Source organism: Albidovulum salinarum, from assembly GCF_025673475.1.
Classification (GTDB): domain Bacteria; phylum Pseudomonadota; class Alphaproteobacteria; order Rhodobacterales; family Rhodobacteraceae; genus Albidovulum; species Albidovulum salinarum.
In genome coordinates this window covers 1-17,328 of record NZ_JAOVQO010000020.1, presented here as the reverse complement: position 1 = coordinate 17,328, position 17,328 = coordinate 1, and the positions used below count along the sequence as shown (strand labels likewise).

The 17,328-nt window shown below is 70.5% G+C and carries 13 protein-coding genes, 1 pseudogene and 1 riboswitch; all 14 genes and pseudogenes read right to left on the bottom strand.

All coding sequences use genetic code 11. The features are described 5' to 3' along the window. Positions 1-13: 13 nt before the first annotated feature. Positions 14-1,237, bottom strand: coding sequence for a thiamine pyrophosphate-dependent dehydrogenase E1 component subunit alpha (locus OEZ60_RS18480; RefSeq protein ID WP_263339438.1), 1,224 nt, complete (start codon positions 1,235-1,237; stop codon positions 14-16). 103 nt (positions 1,238-1,340) lie between these two features. Further along, positions 1,341-4,052: a cation-translocating P-type ATPase gene (locus OEZ60_RS18475; RefSeq protein WP_263339437.1), complete on the bottom strand. Its 2,712-nt coding sequence runs from the start codon at positions 4,050-4,052 to the stop codon at positions 1,341-1,343. A gap of 132 nt (positions 4,053-4,184) precedes the next feature. Next, a complete protein-coding gene (locus tag OEZ60_RS18470; protein ID WP_263339435.1) occupies positions 4,185-4,622 on the bottom strand; it encodes a hypothetical protein in 438 nt (145 codons plus the stop codon). Positions 4,623-4,720: 98 nt separating this feature from the next. Beyond that, the gene (locus OEZ60_RS18465; RefSeq protein WP_263339433.1) at positions 4,721-5,515 is read right to left on the bottom strand and encodes a class I SAM-dependent methyltransferase; all 795 of its coding nucleotides are present in this window, start codon (positions 5,513-5,515) and stop codon (positions 4,721-4,723) included. 9 nt (positions 5,516-5,524) lie between these two features. Next, a complete protein-coding gene (locus OEZ60_RS18460) occupies positions 5,525-6,286 on the bottom strand; it encodes an ABC transporter ATP-binding protein (protein ID WP_263339430.1) in 762 nt (253 codons plus the stop codon). After that, positions 6,283-7,338: a FecCD family ABC transporter permease gene (locus OEZ60_RS18455; protein ID WP_263339428.1), complete on the bottom strand. Its 1,056-nt coding sequence runs from the start codon at positions 7,336-7,338 to the stop codon at positions 6,283-6,285. Before OEZ60_RS18455 ends, OEZ60_RS18460 begins: the two co-directional genes overlap by 4 nt. After that, positions 7,335-8,348, bottom strand: a complete 1,014-nt coding sequence (locus OEZ60_RS18450) for an ABC transporter substrate-binding protein (RefSeq protein ID WP_263339426.1) — start codon at positions 8,346-8,348, stop codon at positions 7,335-7,337. The genes OEZ60_RS18455 and OEZ60_RS18450 overlap by 4 nt, the downstream gene beginning before the upstream one ends. A 160-nt stretch (positions 8,349-8,508) precedes the next feature. Next, a riboswitch (cobalamin riboswitch) is annotated at positions 8,509-8,724 on the bottom strand. 78 nt (positions 8,725-8,802) lie between these two features. Then, positions 8,803-9,555: a hypothetical protein gene (locus OEZ60_RS18445; RefSeq protein WP_263339424.1), complete on the bottom strand. Its 753-nt coding sequence runs from the start codon at positions 9,553-9,555 to the stop codon at positions 8,803-8,805. After that, on the bottom strand, positions 9,552-12,014 hold the full coding sequence (locus OEZ60_RS18440; protein ID WP_263339421.1) for a Lon protease family protein: 2,463 nt from the start codon (positions 12,012-12,014) through the stop codon (positions 9,552-9,554). The genes OEZ60_RS18445 and OEZ60_RS18440 overlap by 4 nt, the downstream gene beginning before the upstream one ends. A gap of 80 nt (positions 12,015-12,094) precedes the next feature. Further along, complete coding sequence (locus tag OEZ60_RS18435; protein ID WP_263339418.1) at positions 12,095-13,201, bottom strand: Glu/Leu/Phe/Val family dehydrogenase; 1,107 nt, start codon at positions 13,199-13,201, stop codon at positions 12,095-12,097. Then, positions 13,194-14,303 carry a dihydrolipoamide acetyltransferase family protein gene (locus OEZ60_RS18430; RefSeq protein ID WP_263339415.1) on the bottom strand — a complete coding sequence of 370 codons (1,110 nt, stop codon included), beginning with the start codon at positions 14,301-14,303 and terminating at the stop codon, positions 13,194-13,196. Before OEZ60_RS18430 ends, OEZ60_RS18435 begins: the two co-directional genes overlap by 8 nt. Beyond that, entirely contained in the window at positions 14,300-15,280 is a 981-nt protein-coding gene (locus OEZ60_RS18425) for an alpha-ketoacid dehydrogenase subunit beta (protein ID WP_263339412.1), read from the bottom strand. The genes OEZ60_RS18430 and OEZ60_RS18425 overlap by 4 nt, the downstream gene beginning before the upstream one ends. Further along, positions 15,273-16,340, bottom strand: coding sequence for a pyruvate dehydrogenase (acetyl-transferring) E1 component subunit alpha (pdhA, locus tag OEZ60_RS18420; RefSeq protein ID WP_263339409.1), 1,068 nt, complete (start codon positions 16,338-16,340; stop codon positions 15,273-15,275). The genes OEZ60_RS18425 and pdhA overlap by 8 nt, the downstream gene beginning before the upstream one ends. Before the next feature lie 188 nt (positions 16,341-16,528). Beyond that, a pseudogene (locus tag OEZ60_RS18415) lies at positions 16,529-17,328 on the bottom strand (type III glutamate--ammonia ligase); the annotation flags it as partial.

Genomic DNA, 17,328 nt, shown 5'->3' with positions numbered 1-17,328 from the left:
GAAGGCAATGGGGTCAGCCGAACTGGCGGGCCGGCACCGTGCCTTCGGCAAAGACGTGCTTGAGACCATCCTCGGGCGTGCAGAGCGGTTGCGAGAGCGCCCATTCGAAGGCGGCCGCGATCTCGGCCTTGACCTCCGCCTCGATGTCGAGCGCCTTCTGTTCCTCGAGGATTCCCCAACCGACGAGGATGTTGCGCGCGATGTCCACCGGATCGCGCTGCATCCAGGCGCGGACCTCGCGCTCGGGGCGGAACGAGGTGATGGCGAGCGGGTCGTAGCCGAAGGCACCGAGCTCGCCCTCCTTGGCGCCGGGGGCGCCCCAGTGGTTGTAGTAGCGGTAGGTCTTGGCCTCGATGAAGCTCGGGCCGCCGCCGGCGCGGGCGCGGTCGACCGCCTCCTTCGCGACGTTGTAGACCTGGGTCACGTCCTGGCCGTCGACCGTGCGCGACGGAATGCCGTAAGCCGCCGCCGCATCGGCGATGTCCTTGTGCGGGCAGGAGTACGAGTAATGCGCGTACTGGTGATAGAGGTTGTTCTCGCACACATAGATCAGCGGCAGGTCGAGAAGCTTCGCGTTGTTGAGCGTGGAATGGAAATGCGGCGCGGCGTAGTTGCCGTCGCCCGCGAAGACCACCGCCACCTGGTCCGAGCCGCGCGCCCGGAAGGCGAAGGCCGAGCCCGAGGCGATGACCGGCGCCGGGCCGATCATCCCGTCGGCGCCGATGAAGCCCACCGAGGGGTCCGAGATATGCATCTCGGCCGCGTAGCCGCCGTTCATGCCGGTGGCGCGGAAGTCCATCTCGGCCACCATCGTCGGGATGTCGACGCCCTTGGCGATGGCATGGCCAGAGGGCCGGTGCGAGGAATAGACGAGGTCGATCTGCTCGAACGGCCCGTCATTGCGCAGGGCCGCGCAGACGCCGGTCGCGACCGCCTCCTGCCCGGCATAGAAGTGGTTGTAGCCCCGGTAGTCGGGGTTCGCGAGCATCTGGTCGGCCTGGGTCCGCTCGTGCCAGCGGATCCTCAGGATCGTCCGGTACATGTCGACGAGCTTGTCGTCCGGCAGATCCATCGCGTGATAGCCGATGTCGCCGTTTGCGAGCGCCCGCCGCGTCGACAGCGATGCCGCCGCGCCGGTCAGTGCCGCGAGCTTGAGAAAGCCGCGGCGGCCTTCAGATTGCGGTGTTTGCCCTTCGTCTTCAGGGCAGGTCACCAGATTCCCTTGATGGTCTGTCATGTTGTCCTCCCGACAGCCGATCTCGCGCCGTCGCTCCGGCGACAGGCGCGTTCGGATCACGGGTCAGGATGGCGCCGATCGGCCGGCGCTGCATTGACGCGCGTCAGTCGTGCGGAGGATGCGGCGCTGCCGTTTCGGAGTCCGTTGCACCCTCCCGCGTCTCGGACCAGACCACCCGCCGCAGGGCCAGCAACAGCTGTCCGACCATGAGGGGCCCGAAGCTCAGGCCGACGGCAAGACGAAGGCCCGCTGCGCCGGGGTGCGGCAGGTCGAGGATGCCGGACAGGCCGGGCCACCACAGGGCCAGCGCGATCAGCACCGTGCAGAAGCCGAGCGAAGCCCAGACAAACGGGTTCCGCGTCACGTCGTTCCGCAGGAGCCGCCCGCCCACCGACCGGACATTGAACACGTTCCAGAGCTGGGCGAGCGCGAGCGTCACGAAGGCGACGGTCACCGCCCGCTGCGGGTCAAGACCGAGCCAGAACAGCGCGAGTCCAAAGGCGGCGAGCGTCGCGGCGGTGATGATGCCCCCCAGAACACCGATCCAGATCCACTCCGGCCGCCCGACGATCGGCTCGCCCGGATCGCGTGGCGGGCGCCGCATGACGCGGTCCCCGCCCCGCCCGAAGCCGAGCGCGAAGGCGGGAAAGACATCCGTGACGAGGTTCAGGAACAGGATCTGCAGCGGCAGGAGCGGCGGCGGCAGGCCGGCGGCGACGGCGAGGCCGACGACCAGGACCTCGCTCACGTTGCACGACATCAGGTAAACGACGAACCGGCGGATGTTCGCGAAGATCACCCGTCCCTGCCGCATCGCGGCGATGATCGTCGCGAAGGCGTCGTCCATCAGCACCATGTCGGCCGCCTCGCGCGCAACCTCGGTGCCGCGCAGCCCCATCGCGATGCCGATATCGGCCTTCCTGAGCGCCGGAGCGTCGTTCACGCCGTCGCCGGTCATCGCGACGACATGGCCGTGCTTCTGGAACAGCGACACGAGGCGCAGCTTGGTCTCGGGCTCGACGCGGGCGAAGACGTCGGCCGCGAGCACCCGCTCACGCATGTCCTCCCCGGCCGTCTCGGCGTCGAAGCCGCGCAGGTCCCGGCCCTCGATCACGACGAGCCCGTCCTCCCCGAGCCCGGCGTGCCGCGCGATCGTGGCCGCCGTGTCGGCGTGATCGCCGGTCAGCATCACCACCCGCACCCCGGCATCGAGACTGGCGCGCAACGCCTCGGGCACATCGGCGCGGAGCGGATCGAGGAAACAGACGAGGCCGACGAGCGTCAGCCCCTCGTAGGGCGGATCGCCGTCCGATGCCGCCTCCTTCATCGCCAGCGCCAGAAGCCGCAGCCCCTCCCGCGCGGCTTCTGACTGCCGTCGCGCCCAGTCCGCGCACCCGCTTGCGTCGAGCGGGACCGGACCCTCCGCGCCGAGCTGGCGGTCGCAGGCCTCGAGGACCGCCTCGGGCGCTCCCTTGACCGCGTAGAGGAAGCGGGCGCCGTCGGCATGGACCGAGGCCATCATCCGGCGGTCGGGATCGAAGGCGTGTTTCCGCACGCGGGGATAGTGCTCCTTCAACCATCCGCGCCCGATCCCGGCCGCTTCGGCGGCGGTAAGGAGCGCGATCTCCATCGGGTCGCCGCCGTGATCCTCCGCCGCGCCGTCGCCGGGCTCGGCGTTAATGCAGAGCGCCCCGACCCGCAGCGCCGCCGCGAGACGGTCATCCCCCGCGCGGGCCTCGCCCTTCGCCTCGAACGCCACATCGCCGCCCGCCAGCAGGTAGCGCACCACCGCCATCCGGTTTTCCGTCAGCGTACCGGTCTTGTCGGTGAGAACGACCGTCGTCGCCCCCAGCGTCTCGACCGACGAGAGCCGGGTGATCAGGGCGTTGCGCGCCGCCATCCGCCACATCCCTCGCGCAAGGCACAGGGTCGCCACGACCGGCAGACCCTCGGGCACCGCCGCCACCGCCAGCGCGACGCCGGTCTGCAGCATGGTGCCGAAGGCATGCCCCTGCAGCACGCCTGCCAAGATCGTCAGCACCGCGAGCGCGAGCGTCAGCCAGACCAGCCGGTGCCCGAGCCGGTCGAGCCGACGCTCCAGCGGCGAGGCCTCGCCGTCGGCGCTTTGCGCGAGATCGCTGATCCTGCCGATCTCGGTGCCCATGCCGGTCGCGACCACGATCCCCTCGCCCGCACCCCGGGTGATCGCGGTGCCCCTGAAGGCCGTGTTGGCGCGGTCGCCGATCCCCGCGTCGGCGGCGACGCGGGGCGTGTCCTTCTCGACCGGAGCCGATTCCCCGGTCAGGACGGATTCGTCGACCTGCAGGTTCGACGCCTCGACCAGCCGCAGGTCGGCGGTCACGATGTCGCCCGCCTCCAGAAGCACGATGTCGCCCGGCACGAGGTCTTGGGCATCGACCTTGCGGACACGCCCGTCGCGACGGACCAGCGACCGGACCTCCGCGATCCGCAGCAACGCTTCCATCGACCGCGACGCGCGTAGCTCGGTGAAAAAGCCGACTGCGCCATTGATCACGAGAACGACGAGGATCGCGACGGCCTCGGCGAGATCGCCCAAGATCAGCGACAGTACCACCGCCGCGCCAAGCAGCCAGACGATGATCCCGCTGAACTGGTGCAGGAGAATGGAGAGCGCACTTCTGGCGACGCGCCTGCGCAGCCGGTTCGGCCCGCAAAGCCGCTGCCGCCGCTTGGCTTCCACGGTCGAAAGGCCCTGCGCGGGATCCGTGGAGAGCGCGGTCGCAACCGCGTCCGCTGCGAGCGCAAATGGCTTGTCCAGCGCCAGTTCCGGCATCCTCGGCTCCCGTCATCCCGTGAAGAACCACCCCGGAGCCCCCGACCGGGCAGCGCAAGTCGTCCGACTTGGCCGGTCAGCCCCGCCTATGCGCGGTAACTCGTCCAGCCGACCCGCCGACTGCCAAGCCCGTCAGACCGGCGTCGCGTGCTTCGCCTCGGCCTTGGCGATCTCCTTGGACGCCTTCTCCAGCGCCTCCTCGCCCGCCGCCACCTCGCCAAGCGCGAGATGTCCGGCGCAGCGCGAGCAGAGCTCGGTCCATTGCCGGATGTCCTCCGTGAGCCGTTCGGCGGAATGGGCCTGCCACTCGCTCACCATCCGCAACACCGCGGTCGGGTCCGAGCCACCGCGCTCCATCGCTTCCTTGCTCGTCTTGATCGCCGTCCGCGCCGCCGCGTGCCGCCGCGCGAACCAGAGCCGCGTGAACTCCTCGGCCTCGTCGAGGAGCTTCTCCTGCACCTCCCAGAACTGGTGCACCGGCGGTCCGGCCAGCGGATTGAGGCTGAAAGCCGCCATGGCCTGCCGACCGAAATCCATGGCGGGGTTGGTGTCGAGCTTGGGCTTGGCCATTTTCATCCTCCTGCATGGGTCGCGCTGTCCGAGGGTACTCTTGCCCAAAGGCGCAGGCCCGACATTGACAAGGGTCAAGTGCGGCGGTGGGACCATTGTCATCCCTTCCGCGCGGTCAGGATGAAGCGTTGGTAGACACGGGTGCGCAGCCGGTTGCGCAGCCCGTTCGTCCGGCGTTGCGCGCGGGCGATCGGCTCGTGCGACTGGGTGCGGATGTCGGTGAAGCCCGCCGCCTCCAGCATCGGCGCGAGCCGCGCCGCGGTGAGCCCGTCGCCGAACGGCAGGCGCTCCATGATCGCAGCGTGGCGCTCGCCCAGCGCGCCGTCGTAATCGGGATCGGGCGAGAGCCGCTCCCAGAGCGCGAGTGCCTTCGCGGCCCAGCGGCCCGAGAGCTTCGGCCGCGCCCAGTCGCCGTCGTAGATGAGGAGCCGCCCGCCGGGCCGAAGCACCCGGTGCCAGTCGGTGAAGGCCGCCTCGGGCTCGGTCAGGGTCCAGACCAGATGGCGGCAGAGGATCGCGTCGTAGCGCGCCGTCGGCTCCATCGTCTGGCCGGCATCGGCGAGAAGGAAGCGCAGCCGCGCCTTGCCCACGTGTTTTGCCTTGGCCACCGCCAGCATCGCCTCGGAGAAATCGAGCGCAGTAACGTCATGGCCGAGATCATGGACGAGCCGTGTCACCTCTCCGGTGCCGCAGGCCAGTTCCAGCACCCTGAGCGGCTCGGGCCCGAGATGGTCGCGCATTGGCTGCGCCCAGGCCGCAGCCTCGGGCCCCGGCGCGATTCGGTGGCCGAAGGCGCGGTCGAAGGTCTCCGACCGGCGCGACCAGTAGTCGCGGATCTCCTCGCGGAGCGTGTGGTTGGCAAGGCCGGGCATGGGCCGGGGATGCTGGGTCATGGGATCCGGTCAGGCGATGGCGTGGAAATGGAGAAGGCGGCTTCCATCGGCGGGATCGGTTAGTTCCCGCGCGGCGACACCGAAGACTGCGCGCAGGCGGTCAGGAGTCAGCACCTCTTCGGCGGGGCCGAGCGCCACGAGCCGGCCTTGGTGAAGAACCGCGATCCGGTCGCAGATCCGCGCCTGGTTGAGGTCATGGAGCGCGATGACGCTGGTGACCGGCAGCTCGGCCACGAGGCGCAGGATCGCGAGCTGGTGGCGGATGTCGAGATGGTTGGTCGGCTCGTCGAGGAGGAGGATATCGGGCCGCTGCGCCAGCGCGCGGGCGATGTGGAGCCGCTGCCGCTCGCCGCCCGAGAGCGTGCCCCACTGCCGCTCGGCCAGATCCAGCATCTCGACCGTGGCAAGCGCGCCGTCGACGATGCTCTCGTCGGCCTCCGACCAAGGTGCCAGCGCGTCGAGCCAGGGCGTGCGGCCCAGTTCTACCACCTGGCGGCCGGTTAGCCGCTCGGCGGTCTCGGCGGCCTGCGCCACGAAGGCTACGCGCTGCGCCACGGTGCGGCGCGGCAGGCTCGCCAGCGGCGCGCCGTCGAGCCTCACGGCGCCGGCCTCGGGCCGCGTCAGCCCGGCCAGAAGCCGCAGCAGCGTCGACTTGCCCGAGCCGTTCGGCCCGACAAGACCGAGCGTCTCGCCCGGTTTGAGGCCCAGCGTGACGCCGGAGAGGAGCCGACGGTTACGGACGGAGAAGCTCAGTTCATGTGCGTCGATCACAGCCGCCGCCCTCCCCTGACAAGGATCGCCGCGAAGGCCGGAGCGCCGACGAGCGCGGTGACGACGCCGATCGGCAGAACCTGGCCCGGAATGACCACGCGCGACAGGATGTCGGCGAGGATCAGGAACACCGCCCCCATGAAGGCCGAGGCGGGGATGAGCCGCCCGTGGCGCGGCCCGACGAGGAAGCGCGCGGCATGGGGGATGACGAGGCCGACGAAGCCGATCGCGCCGACCATCGACACCATCACCGCCGTGATCAGGGCCGAGGAGCCGATCAGCGCCGCCTGCACCCGCCGCACCGGCACGCCGAGCGAGGCGGCGGCTTCCGAGCCGAAGGCGAAGGCATCGAGCGCGCGGGTATGGAGCGCCACGATCAGGACGCCCGCCACCGCAACCGGCACCGCGAGCCAGACATCGGGCCAGCGCACGCCGCCGAGGCTTCCCATGAGCCAGAACATGATGCCGCGCGCCTGGTCGGAATTGGCCGACTTGGCGATGATGAGCGCGGTCAGCGCGTTGAAAAGCTGCGCGCCCGCGATCCCGGCCAGCACGATCTGCGCCGCGCCCGCCGCCCCCGCGCCGCCCCCCGCCGCGCGCGCGAGCAGCGCGACGATGCCGAAGGCGAGGACCGCGCCGATGAAGGCGCCGAAGGACAGGGACAGGAGGCCCGCGCCGAGCCCGGCGATCGTCACCGCCACCGCCCCAGTCGAGGCCCCGGCCGAGATGCCGAGCACGTAAGGATCGGCGAGCGCGTTGCGCAAAAGCGCCTGCAGAACCACGCCCGACACTGCGAGACCGGCACCGCAGGCCGCCGCGACGATCGCCCGCGTCAGCCGGTAGTTCCAGATGATGCCCTCGTCCACCGGATCGAGCGCGTACCCGGCGCCGAGAACCTTGTTGGCCAGCACCTGGAGGACGGTCAGAGGCGGCAGCGCCGTCTCGCCGATCACCACGCCAGCTAGAAGCGCCGCCGCGAGCCCGGCCAGCGCCAGACCGCACGCACCGATGCGGCGGCCCGCGCCGCCCGAACCCGCGACGGCGAGGCTCATTGCGCGAGCCCGTAGGACTCGAGCGCGTCGGCGAGTTCTTCAACGCCGCTCACGCTGCGGATGGTCGCGTCCATCGTCTGGGCGTCCATCACCACGATGCGGCCTTCCTTGACGGCCGTCATCTGGCTCGCCACCGGATCGGTCTTGAGGAACTCGAGCTTCTTCTCGGCGTCGTCGGCCTCGAAGCGGCGGCGGTCCATACTGGCGATGACGATCACGGTCGGGTCGGCCTTGGCCAGCGTCTCCCAGCCGACGGTCGGCCACTCCTCGTCGCTTTCCACGACGTTCCTAAGTCCGAGCTTCTCCATCATGTAGCCCGGCGCGCCCTTCTGGCCGGAGACGAAGGGATCGGCGGCGAGTTCGGTCGAGGAGAACCAGAAGAGCGCCGAGGCGTCCTTGAGGCCGAGCGCCTGTGCCTTTTCGACGGCAGCGGCCTCGCGCGCCATCAGGTCGGCGACGAGCGCCTCGCCATTCGCGGCCACGTCGAAGATCGCGGCGAGTTCGCGAATGCCCTGATGCACGCTCGCGGTCGAGAACATCGCAAGCCGGGTGCCGTCGGCGCCGGTCGAGTTGTCCTTGGCGACGCAGTCGGTGGGCAGGATGTAGGTCGGAATCGCGAGGTCGTGGAACTGCTGGCGCGTGGCAACGATGCCCTCGGGGCCGACGTGCCATTCGTATTGTACCGCGACCAGGCCCGGCTTCTTTGCGACGACGCTCTCGAAGCTCGGGTCGTTGTCGGCGAGCCGCTCGATCCCGGCGTTAAGGTCGGCGAATTCCGGCAGGACCTCGGAGAACCAGACCGAGGTGCCGGCGACCTTGGCGCCGAGGCCGAGCGAATAGAGGATCTCGGTCGCGGCCTGGCCGACGCTCACCGCCGCGCCGGGGGCGGCGTCGAAGCTGATCGTCTCGCCGCAGTTCTCGATGGTGAGCGGGTACTGGGTGGGGCCTTCCGCCGCGACGGCGGCGGTGGAGGACAGGAGCAGGGCCGTCAGGCCGGTGCGCAGGAACATGGGGTCTCCCTCGGGGTCAGGTGGCGACCGGAGGGCAACAGGGGAAGGACCCCGCGCCGCGCATCGCGACGCAAGGATGATGGCCTGCCAAGGCAGCGCCCGGCATGGGACCGCGTCCGGCACAAGTCATCGACACCCTCCCCGGGCAGCCCGCCCGGTCTGGCTACGTTCGTCGATGGCAGGTCTCCTGACTTGCGGGTCCATGCTCGCCCCACCTTCCCGGCCCGTCTTGGGGCCAGTGGTATCCGGGGGTCGCTCGCCGCCTACAGTTGCGGGTGCAGTCACGGCTTCGGCGCCCTTGCGGCTCTTCCTTACCGTGTTCCCTTTTCACCCGGCCGCGCTTGGCTTGGCCGGGACCATCGGCAGCCGTCATGCCCTTTGCTCGGTTGGGCTGTCAAGCTGGTTCCGACCGCTTCCCGCCCCGGAACGACATAGGCTGCCCGAACTTGCGCGCTCAGGTCGAACCGTCCTCATGCGGGGCGGGCGGGATCTGCGTCGTATGGGCGATCGTTGCCGGCGCCCTCCCGGCGCCGATCACCAGCACCGGGCAGCGCGCGGCGTCCAGGAGCCGTCGCAGCGCGTCGGGGCCGCGAAACGGGCCCGCCGCGAGATCCACGATCACCACGGCGGCATTGGTCCGGCCGACCCGGCGCAGGAGCGCCTCCTCGGCCTCCGCCTCCGCGCCGGCCATCGGCCCCATCGTCACGATCCCGGTCCCGAGCGCGGAGGCCAGCGTCTCGCCCAGCGCACGCGCGTCGCTCTCGCTCGCGCCAGTCGGCAGGATCGCGACGACGCTGCCGCGCCGGCGATGGACCGGACGGTGGCCGAGGAGCAGTAGGTCCCAACTCCGCGCCGCCTCCCAGAGACCACTGACAAGCTCGCCCCTGCGCCGCTCGAAGCTCCAGTGGAGCGCGCGGGCCTCGGCCACCCGCGCCAGGCGGGCGCGGAACGCCCGCGCGTCGCTGGCCACGAGAATCCGCATCTGGGCGCTGGAGGGTGCGACCATCAGCATGCCCGAGGAGGTGACGACGCGCTGGCAGTGGAGGCCGGCGACCCCGGCCGCGTCCGGTTCCTCGACCATCACACCGCCGAGATCGGCGGCGACCGCCTCGGCGATGCGTTCGGCGATGGCGATGGCGGTCTCGGCATCGGCGAAGGAGCCCGCGCCGATGAGGATGCGCCGCCGCGTCACGGTCGCCGCGCTCATGGCGCATCCCCCTCGCCGCCCCTGCCCTCCTCGCCGCGGCCGGTGCGGCCGAACCGCCGCCGCGCCTCGGCATATTCGCGCAGCCGCGCCTCGACCCGGCCGTTGACGCTGTCCTCGGGGAAAGCGCCGGTCGCATCCCGGGCGCCCGCCGCCCGCCCGGTGAGGATCGCGATGCCCTCGTCGATCGTCGCGACCGGGATCACCCGGAACCTGCCCGCGCGGGCGGCCTCGACCACATCGTCGCGCAGCATCAGGTGCTCGACGTTCGATTTCGGAATCAGCACGCCCTGCCGCCCGGTCAGCCCGCGCGTCAGGCAGGTTTCGAAGAAGCCCTCGATCTTCTCGTTGACGCCGCCGATCGCCTGCACTTCCCCGGTCTGGTTCACCGATCCCGTCACCGCGAAACCCTGTGCCACCGGAAGCTCCGAGAGTGCCGACAGGAGCGCATAGAGTTCGGCCGAGGAGGCGCTGTCGCCATCCACCCCGCCATAGCTCTGCTCGAAGACGAGGCTCGCGTGGAGCGAGAAAGGCGCGTCGAGCGCGTAGGTGGCGGCGAGGTAGCCCGCGAGGATCAGCACGCCCTTTGAGTGGAGCGGCCCGCCAAGTTCCACCTCGCGCTCGATGTCGATGAGCTTGCCCGCCCCCATCCGGCACCGCGCGGTGATCCGCGACGGCCGCCCGAAGCGGAAATCGCCGAGCCCGATGACCGACAGCCCGTTGACCTGCCCGGCCTTCGCGCCGTCGGTGTCGATCAGGATCGTGCCCCGCGTGACCGCCTCCTGCATCCGGTCCTTCACGCGCGAGGCGCGCCGGTCCTTCTCGCGGACGGCGCGGGCGACGTCCTCGGCCTCGACCCGGGCGCGCCCGGCCCCGCCGGCATAGTGGTCGGCCTCGCGCATCAGATCGGAGAGCGCGCCGAGATGCAGGGTCAGCTTCTTGCTGTCGTCGGCGATCCGGGTCGCCTCGTCGATGATCCGCGCCACGCCCGCCGCCGCGAAGGGCTTCAGCCCGTCCCGCACGGCATGGGCCGCGATCAGCCGGGCGAAGGGCACGACCGTGTCGCCCGTCCGGTCGATCGACTCCTCGAAATCGGCCTGCAGCTTGAAGAGGTCCGCGAAATCGGGATCGAGCATCACCAGGAGCGCATGCAGCACCCGGTCGCCGATCAGCACGACCCGCACCCTGAGGGGGATCGGATCGGGTTGCAGCGAGGTCGTGGAGACCATGCTCAGCCGCTCGGCCATCGAGGTGATCGCGATCGAGCGGTTCTTGAGGCACTGTTTCAGCGCTTCCCAGGCGAAGGGCTCGGTGAGCACGCGGCGCGCGTCGAGCACAAGGTAGCCGCCATTGGCGCGGTGCAGCGCGCCGGGCTTGATCAGGGTGAAATTGGTGATCAGCGCGCCCATCTGCGAAACATGCTCGATCCGCCCGGTGAGGTGATCGAGCGTCGGCAGATCCTCGGCCACGACCGGCGCGCCGCCTGCCTCCGGCCCGTCGCGCGACACCATCACGTTGACGACATAGCGTTCGAAGGGCGGCTCGCGGTGGTACTTGCGGATCGCCTCGGGGAACGGGCCGGACTTGGCATTGGCCTGCGCGGCGAGGAACAGTTCGGCATTGGCGATCATGTCCTTGTGGACGTCGTCGAGATAGGCGCAGGCCGCGGCGATATCGCAGAACTCCGCCTTGAGCTCGCCGACACGGGCCGAGACCGCGCGTTCGGCCATGCTCGCGTGCAGGATCTCGATCTTGCCGCGCAACTCCTTGTCGAGCTTCGGCGCCTCGCGCAGGACCTTGGCAAGTTCCTCCTGAAGCCGGGCGATCTTCTCGTCGATCGCCTGCTGCTCGGCCTCGTCCAGCTTGTCGTAATCCTCGGTCTTGACGACCTTTCCGTCGCGGATCGCTGCCAGCATGAACCCCATCGGCGTGCGCAGGAGTGCCACATTCTCGGCCTTCGCCTTCTCGACGAAATCGGCCATCGCGGTTTCCTGGCGCTCGCCGTATTCCTCGTCGAGCGCACGGCGCTGGGTCTGGTATTCGTCGGACTCGAAGAGCGCCGGGATGTCGATCGCGAGGTCGTCGACGAGCCCCTGCATCGCGCCCCTGAGCCGTTGCGCAGTGCCTGGCGGCAACCGAAGGGCGCGCGGCTTGTCCGGGGCGTCGAAGTTGTTCACATAGGCCCAGTCGTCCGGCACCGGCAGCTTCTGCGCCTGCTCGGCAAGAAGCCGGTCGACCGCGGAACGGCGCCCGGTTCCGGTCGGTCCCAGCACGAACAGGTTGAAGCCGCGATGCCGCATCTCGGCAGCAAGCCGGATCGCGTCCATCGCCCGGTCCTGACCGATGAGCTGGTCAAGCCCCTCGATCTCGTCGGTGGCGCCGAACGGCAGCTCTGCCGGATCGCAGCGCCGGGCCAGCTCCTCGGCGGGGAGACCCGGTATTTCCGCTGGGTTGAATGCCATCGCTCAAGCCCCCCATTTGCGCTCTCCAGCGAAGCCTGCCGGTCCGCCCCCACCCCCGCCATGATCCCGGTCAAGCCCGCCTAGAAGACGCGGCGGAGCGCCATCGCCTCGATCACGCGCGCCTCGGCCAGCGCGAGGGCGGCGGCGCGCGGGGTCAGGCCGCCGGCCTCTGCGCGCTCCAGAACCTCGTGGGTGTTGCGCGCGATCTTCTCGGCGATGCTGTCCATCGCCTGTGCCTCGGAGCCGCCGGCAAGTTCCACAGCGGCCGAGATCACCCCGCCGGCATTGGCGATGAAATCCGGCAGGACGAGGATGCCGCGCCGGTGCAGGATCGCCTCTGCCGCGTCCGTCGCCGGTATGTTGGCGCCCTCGATCACCACCGCAGCCCGGACCGACGCCGCATTGGCCTCGGTGATCACGTCGGGCCGCGCCGCCGGGATCAGGATATCACAGTCGGCGCCGATCACCGCCTCGGCCGGGCCGGCGCGTTTCGAGTCCAGCTCGGCGACACTCCGGCCCTCTGCCTTCAGTTGGTTCAACGGCGCGAGGTCGAGCCCCTTGGGATCGAAGACTGCGCCCTTCGAATCCGCCACCGCGACCAGGCGCGCGCCTTTCCCGGCGAGAAACTGCGCCGCATGGCGGCCGACCGCGCCGAAGCCCTGGATCGCCACCGCCGCGCCGTCGAGCCGGATGTCTGAGAAGCCTTCCGCGACTCCGGCGGCCACCGCGACCCCGAAGCCGGTCGCGCCGATCTCGTCGAGGGGAATGCCGCCCAGCACCCGCGGCAGGCCGACGGCGCGGCCGATTTCGTCCTTGACCCAGGCCATGCAGGTCTCGTCGGTGCCCATGTCGGGTCCGGGCGTGTAGTCGGAGAGCTGGGCAATGGCCACCGCGAAGCTGCGCATCAGCGCCTGCTTGCGCGCAATGGGCATCGCGGGGTCGGCGAGGATCACCGATTTCGCGCCGCCGTGCGGCAGGCCGGCTGCGGCGTTCTTCAGCGTCATCGCGCGGGCGAGCCGCGCGCATTCCTCGAGCGTCGCGTCCGGCGCCATCCTCGTGCCGCCGATCGCCGGGCCGCAGGCGATGCTGTCGATCACCACGATCGCCCGGAGACCGGTCGAGGGGTTGTCGACATGCACCACCTTCTGCGGACCGAACTCGTCACATAAGCCGAACACCTCATCCATCGCCCGCCTCCTTTCCGCTGATCGCCGGCCGCTCCAGATCGGCGCGGAGCGCGGCGAGGAACCGCGCGGCCTCGCCGCCGGTGACGGCGCGATGATCGAAGGTCAGCGACAGCGGCAGAAGCCGTCGCACCGCCGGGGCACCGCCGACTGCGACGACCGCCTCGGCGATCCGCCCCGCGCCGACGATCGCCACCTGCGGCGGGGTCACCACGAGCGCCGCATGCTCGCCCGCGATCATCCCGAAATTCGACAGCGTGATCGTGCCGCCCCTGAGATCCTCGGGCGCGAGCGTGCGGGCCTCCACCGCCCGGCGAAGGGATGCGACCTCCGCGGCGACGTTCTCCGCTGCCTCGGCGCCGCGCAGCACCGGCGCGAAAAGCCCGTCGGGCGTGTCCACCGCGACCGCGAGGTCGACATGGTCGTGAAGCTGCCGCCGCGTCCCGTCGAACCAGGCATTGAGCGCGGGCTCGGCCCGGCAGGCGGCGACGATGGCATGGACGAGCCGCGGCGTCGGCGGCTCGCCCGGCGGCCAGCCGTGGATATCGGCGCGGTCGGTCACCGTCGCCGGCGCGACGCAGCGGTGCGCCGCTGCCATCGCGCGCGCCATCGCCCTGCGCACGCCACGAAGCTCCGCGCCGCCCGAGAGGCCCGAGGTCGCCGTCCGGACATCGGCCGAGGTGATCGCCCCGCCCGGCCCGCTTCCCTTGAGCGCCGCAAGGTCGACGCCCTGCTCCTCGGCGAGCCGCCGCACCGCCGGCGCGGCGGCAACCCTTGCTGGCGCCTTGTGCGCGACCCGAACCGGCGCGGTAGGCCGTGCCGGCTCCGGCGCCGCGAAGTCGCCGACGATGGCACCGGTGTCCGCGCCCTTGCCGGTGTCGATCTCCACAAGCGGCGCGCCTGTGGCCACCACCTCGCCCGGGTCGGCCAGAAGCGCCCTGACGGTGCCCGCATAGGGGGCCGGGATCTCAACCACCGCCTTGTCGGTCTCCACCGACAGGAGTGGCTGGTCGGTCGTGACATGATCGCCGACCGAGACCTGCCAGGCGACGATCTCCGCCTCCATCAGCCCTTCTCCGAGGTCGGGAAGCCTGAATGTCGTCATGTGAACTCCATCACCTCGCGGGCGGCTCGAAGGATGCGTCCGGTATCCGGCAGGTACTGCGCCTCGAGCCTGAGATAGGGCATGACCGTGTCGTAGCCCGCGACCCGGCGAATTGGCGCGATCAGATGCGTCAGGCAATGCTCGGCCAGGTCAGCCGCGATCTCGGCGCCGAACCCCGTCGTCAGCGCCGCCTCGTGCACGATCACGCAGCGCCCGGTCTTGGCGACCGAGGCCCGCACCGCCACCCGGTCGTAGGGCTTGATCGTGGCGAGGTCGATGAGCTCGGCCGAGATGCCCTCCTCGGCGAGTCGCGCCACCGCCTCGTCCGCCACGGCCAGCATCGCCCCCCAGGCGACGAGCGTGAGGTCCTCGCCCTCGGCAACGAGGAACGCCCGGTCGAGCGGCAGCGCCGCGCCATCGGTCTCCACCGCCTCGCTCACCGCGCGGTAGATCCGCTTCGGTTCGAGGAACACGACCGGATCGGGATCGCGGATCGCCGCGAGGAGAAGCCCGTAGGCCCGTGCCGGCGAGCCCGGGATCACGACGCGCAAGCCGGGGATATGGGCGAGCATCGCCTCGGGGCTCTCCGAATGGTGCTCGGGCGCGCGGATGCCGCCGCCATAGGGCGCGCGCAGCACCATCGGGCAGGTGAGCCGCCCGCGGGTGCGGTTCCTGAGCCGCGACGCATGGTTCACGAGCTGGTCGAGCGCCGGATAGAGGAAGCCCGAGAACTGGATCTCGGCCACCGGCCTCAGCCCCATCGCGGCCGCGCCCACCGCCATGCCGGCTATCACCGTCTCCGACAGCGGCGTGTCGCGCACCCGCGCCGAGCCGAACCGCTGCATGAGCCCGTCGGTGGCGCGGAAGACGCCGCCATCGATGCCGATATCCTCGCCGAAGAGGATCACGTCGGGATCGGTCTCAAGCGCATGGGAGAGCGCCGCCCGGATCGCCTCGATCATGGTCAACTCAGCCATCGCCCGCCGCCTCCTCGGCCAGCGCGGCGAGGTCGGGCGGCAGGGTTGCGTGGAGATGGTCGAACATCGCCCGGCGCGGCGCCGGTTCGATGGCGAGATAGCGATCGGCCGCCGCCTCGACCTCGGCCCGCACCTCGCGCAGAAGCGCCTCCTCCTTCGCCTTGTCCCAGCCGTGGCGCGCGACGAGAAGATTGCGGAGCCGCACCAGCGGCTCCTCCTTCCAGTGCGCGCTGACCTCCTCATCCTCGCGGTAACGGCTGGCATCGTCGGCGGTGGTGTGGTCGCCGAGCCGGTAGGTCAGGCACTCGATCAGGCTTCCGCCCTCGCCGGCGCGGGCGTGCGCGAGCGCGCGCTCGGTCGCGGCACGGACCGCGATCACGTCGTTGCCGTCGACCTGCGCGCCGGGCAGACCGCCCGCGATCGCCTTCTGCGCCAGCGTCTGCGCCCCGGTCTGCTCCCTTCGGCGCACCGAGATCGCCCACTGGTTGTTGCTGATCACGAAGACGACCGGCAGGTCCCAGGCGCCGACAAGGTTCAGCGCCTCGTAGAAGTCGCCCTTCGAGGTGGCACCGTCGCCGCCCATCGCCACCACGACGCCCGACTCCTTGCGCTGGACCATCGCCAGCGCGACCCCGGCGGCATGGGGAAACTGCGTCCCGACCGGAATGCAGACCGGGAAATCGCGGCGCGGGCCCGCGAAGTCGTTGCCGCGCTCGTCGCCGCCCCAGTAGAGGAACAGCTCCTCCAGCGTCACGCCGCGCCAGAGCTGCGCGCCATGCTCGCGGAACGAGGGCAGGAGCACGTCCTCAACGCGCATCGCGCTCGCCACGCCGACGCCGATCGCCTCCTGGCCGAGGCTCGACCCGTAGGTGCCGAGCCGCCCGGTCCGCTGCAGCGCGATGGCCTTGGCGTCGAAGGCGCGGGTCCGCACCATCGCGCCGTAGAGCGCGGCGAGCGTGTTTGCATCCTCGGCGAAATCCGGCAGCTTGCCGATCGGCTTGCCTGTCGCGTCGAGACACGCGCTGCAATCGATCCGGAAACTCGCGGCCCGGGTGGACATGGCTCCCCTTCCCCGCGCCGCCGCTGCACCTGGCCGCAGGCCGCGACGCGTCTCGTCATCATAGCAGCCTATGGCCCGCCGCGGGCGGCCACATTGACGCAGCGCAGCGCCGCGGTTTCCTTCCCCCGCAAGAAAGGGCCGCCGCATTTGATTGCGGCGGCAGTTTGGGGGGGAGGGAAGGGGGTGGTTCAGATGTCGAGGGTGTTGTCGCGTTCCCACTGGGTGAAGTGGGAGGCGTAGGCGTTCCATTCCTCGGTCTTGAGCTTGATGAAGGCGGCAGAGAAGGCGGGGCCCATGGCCTCTTTCAACTCCTCGTCCTGATCGTAGGCGCGGATCGCGTCGAGCAGGTTCAGCGGCAGTTTCGGCGCGCCGGTGACGGTGTGGCCGTCCTTGTACATGTCGATGTCGTGGCGCGGGCCGGGGTCGGCGTTGGTGCGGATGCCCGAGAGCCCGGCGGCGATGATCACGGCCTGCAGCAGGTAGGGGTTGACCGCGCCGTCGGGCAGGCGCAGCTCGAAGCGGCCGGGACCGGGGACGCGCACCATGTGGGTGCGGTTGTTGCCGGTCCAGGTCACCGAGTTGGGCGCCCAGGTCGCGCCCGAGATGGTGCGCGGGGCGTTGATGCGCTTGTAGCTGTTGACGGTGGGGTTGCAGATCGCGGCGAGCGCGCTCGCGTGCTTCATGATCCCGCCGAGGAAGGCGCGGCCCTGGTCGGAGAGGCCCAGTTCCTTGGAGTTGTCGGCGAAGGCGTTGACGCGGCCCGATCCGTCCCAGACCGAGATATGGGCGTGGCAGCCGTTGCCGGTCTTGCCGGCAATGGGCTTGGGCATGAAGGTCGCGCGCATGCCGTGCTTCTCGGCGATCGAGCGGGTCATGAACTTGAAGAACGAGTGCTTGTCGGCGGTGGCGAGCACGTTGTCGTACTTCCAGTTCATCTCGAACTGGCCGTTGGCGTCCTCGTGGTCGCTCTGGTAGGGCTCCCAGCCGA

Coding starts and splice junctions, on each gene's coding strand:
- pdhA (WP_263339409.1), bottom strand. CDS start 16,340: ATGTCCACCCGGGCCGCGAGTTTCCGGATCGATTGCAGCGCGTGTCTC.
- OEZ60_RS18430 (WP_263339415.1), bottom strand. CDS start 14,303: ATGACGACATTCAGGCTTCCCGACCTCGGAGAAGGGCTGATGGAGGCG.
- OEZ60_RS18470 (WP_263339435.1), bottom strand. CDS start 4,622: ATGGCCAAGCCCAAGCTCGACACCAACCCCGCCATGGATTTCGGTCGG.
- OEZ60_RS18450 (WP_263339426.1), bottom strand. CDS start 8,348: ATGTTCCTGCGCACCGGCCTGACGGCCCTGCTCCTGTCCTCCACCGCC.
- OEZ60_RS18455 (WP_263339428.1), bottom strand. CDS start 7,338: ATGAGCCTCGCCGTCGCGGGTTCGGGCGGCGCGGGCCGCCGCATCGGT.
- OEZ60_RS18440 (WP_263339421.1), bottom strand. CDS start 12,014: ATGGCATTCAACCCAGCGGAAATACCGGGTCTCCCCGCCGAGGAGCTG.
- OEZ60_RS18425 (WP_263339412.1), bottom strand. CDS start 15,280: ATGGCTGAGTTGACCATGATCGAGGCGATCCGGGCGGCGCTCTCCCAT.
- OEZ60_RS18475 (WP_263339437.1), bottom strand. CDS start 4,052: ATGCCGGAACTGGCGCTGGACAAGCCATTTGCGCTCGCAGCGGACGCG.
- OEZ60_RS18435 (WP_263339418.1), bottom strand. CDS start 13,201: ATGGATGAGGTGTTCGGCTTATGTGACGAGTTCGGTCCGCAGAAGGTG.
- OEZ60_RS18445 (WP_263339424.1), bottom strand. CDS start 9,555: ATGAGCGCGGCGACCGTGACGCGGCGGCGCATCCTCATCGGCGCGGGC.
- OEZ60_RS18480 (WP_263339438.1), bottom strand. CDS start 1,237: ATGACAGACCATCAAGGGAATCTGGTGACCTGCCCTGAAGACGAAGGG.
- OEZ60_RS18465 (WP_263339433.1), bottom strand. CDS start 5,515: ATGACCCAGCATCCCCGGCCCATGCCCGGCCTTGCCAACCACACGCTC.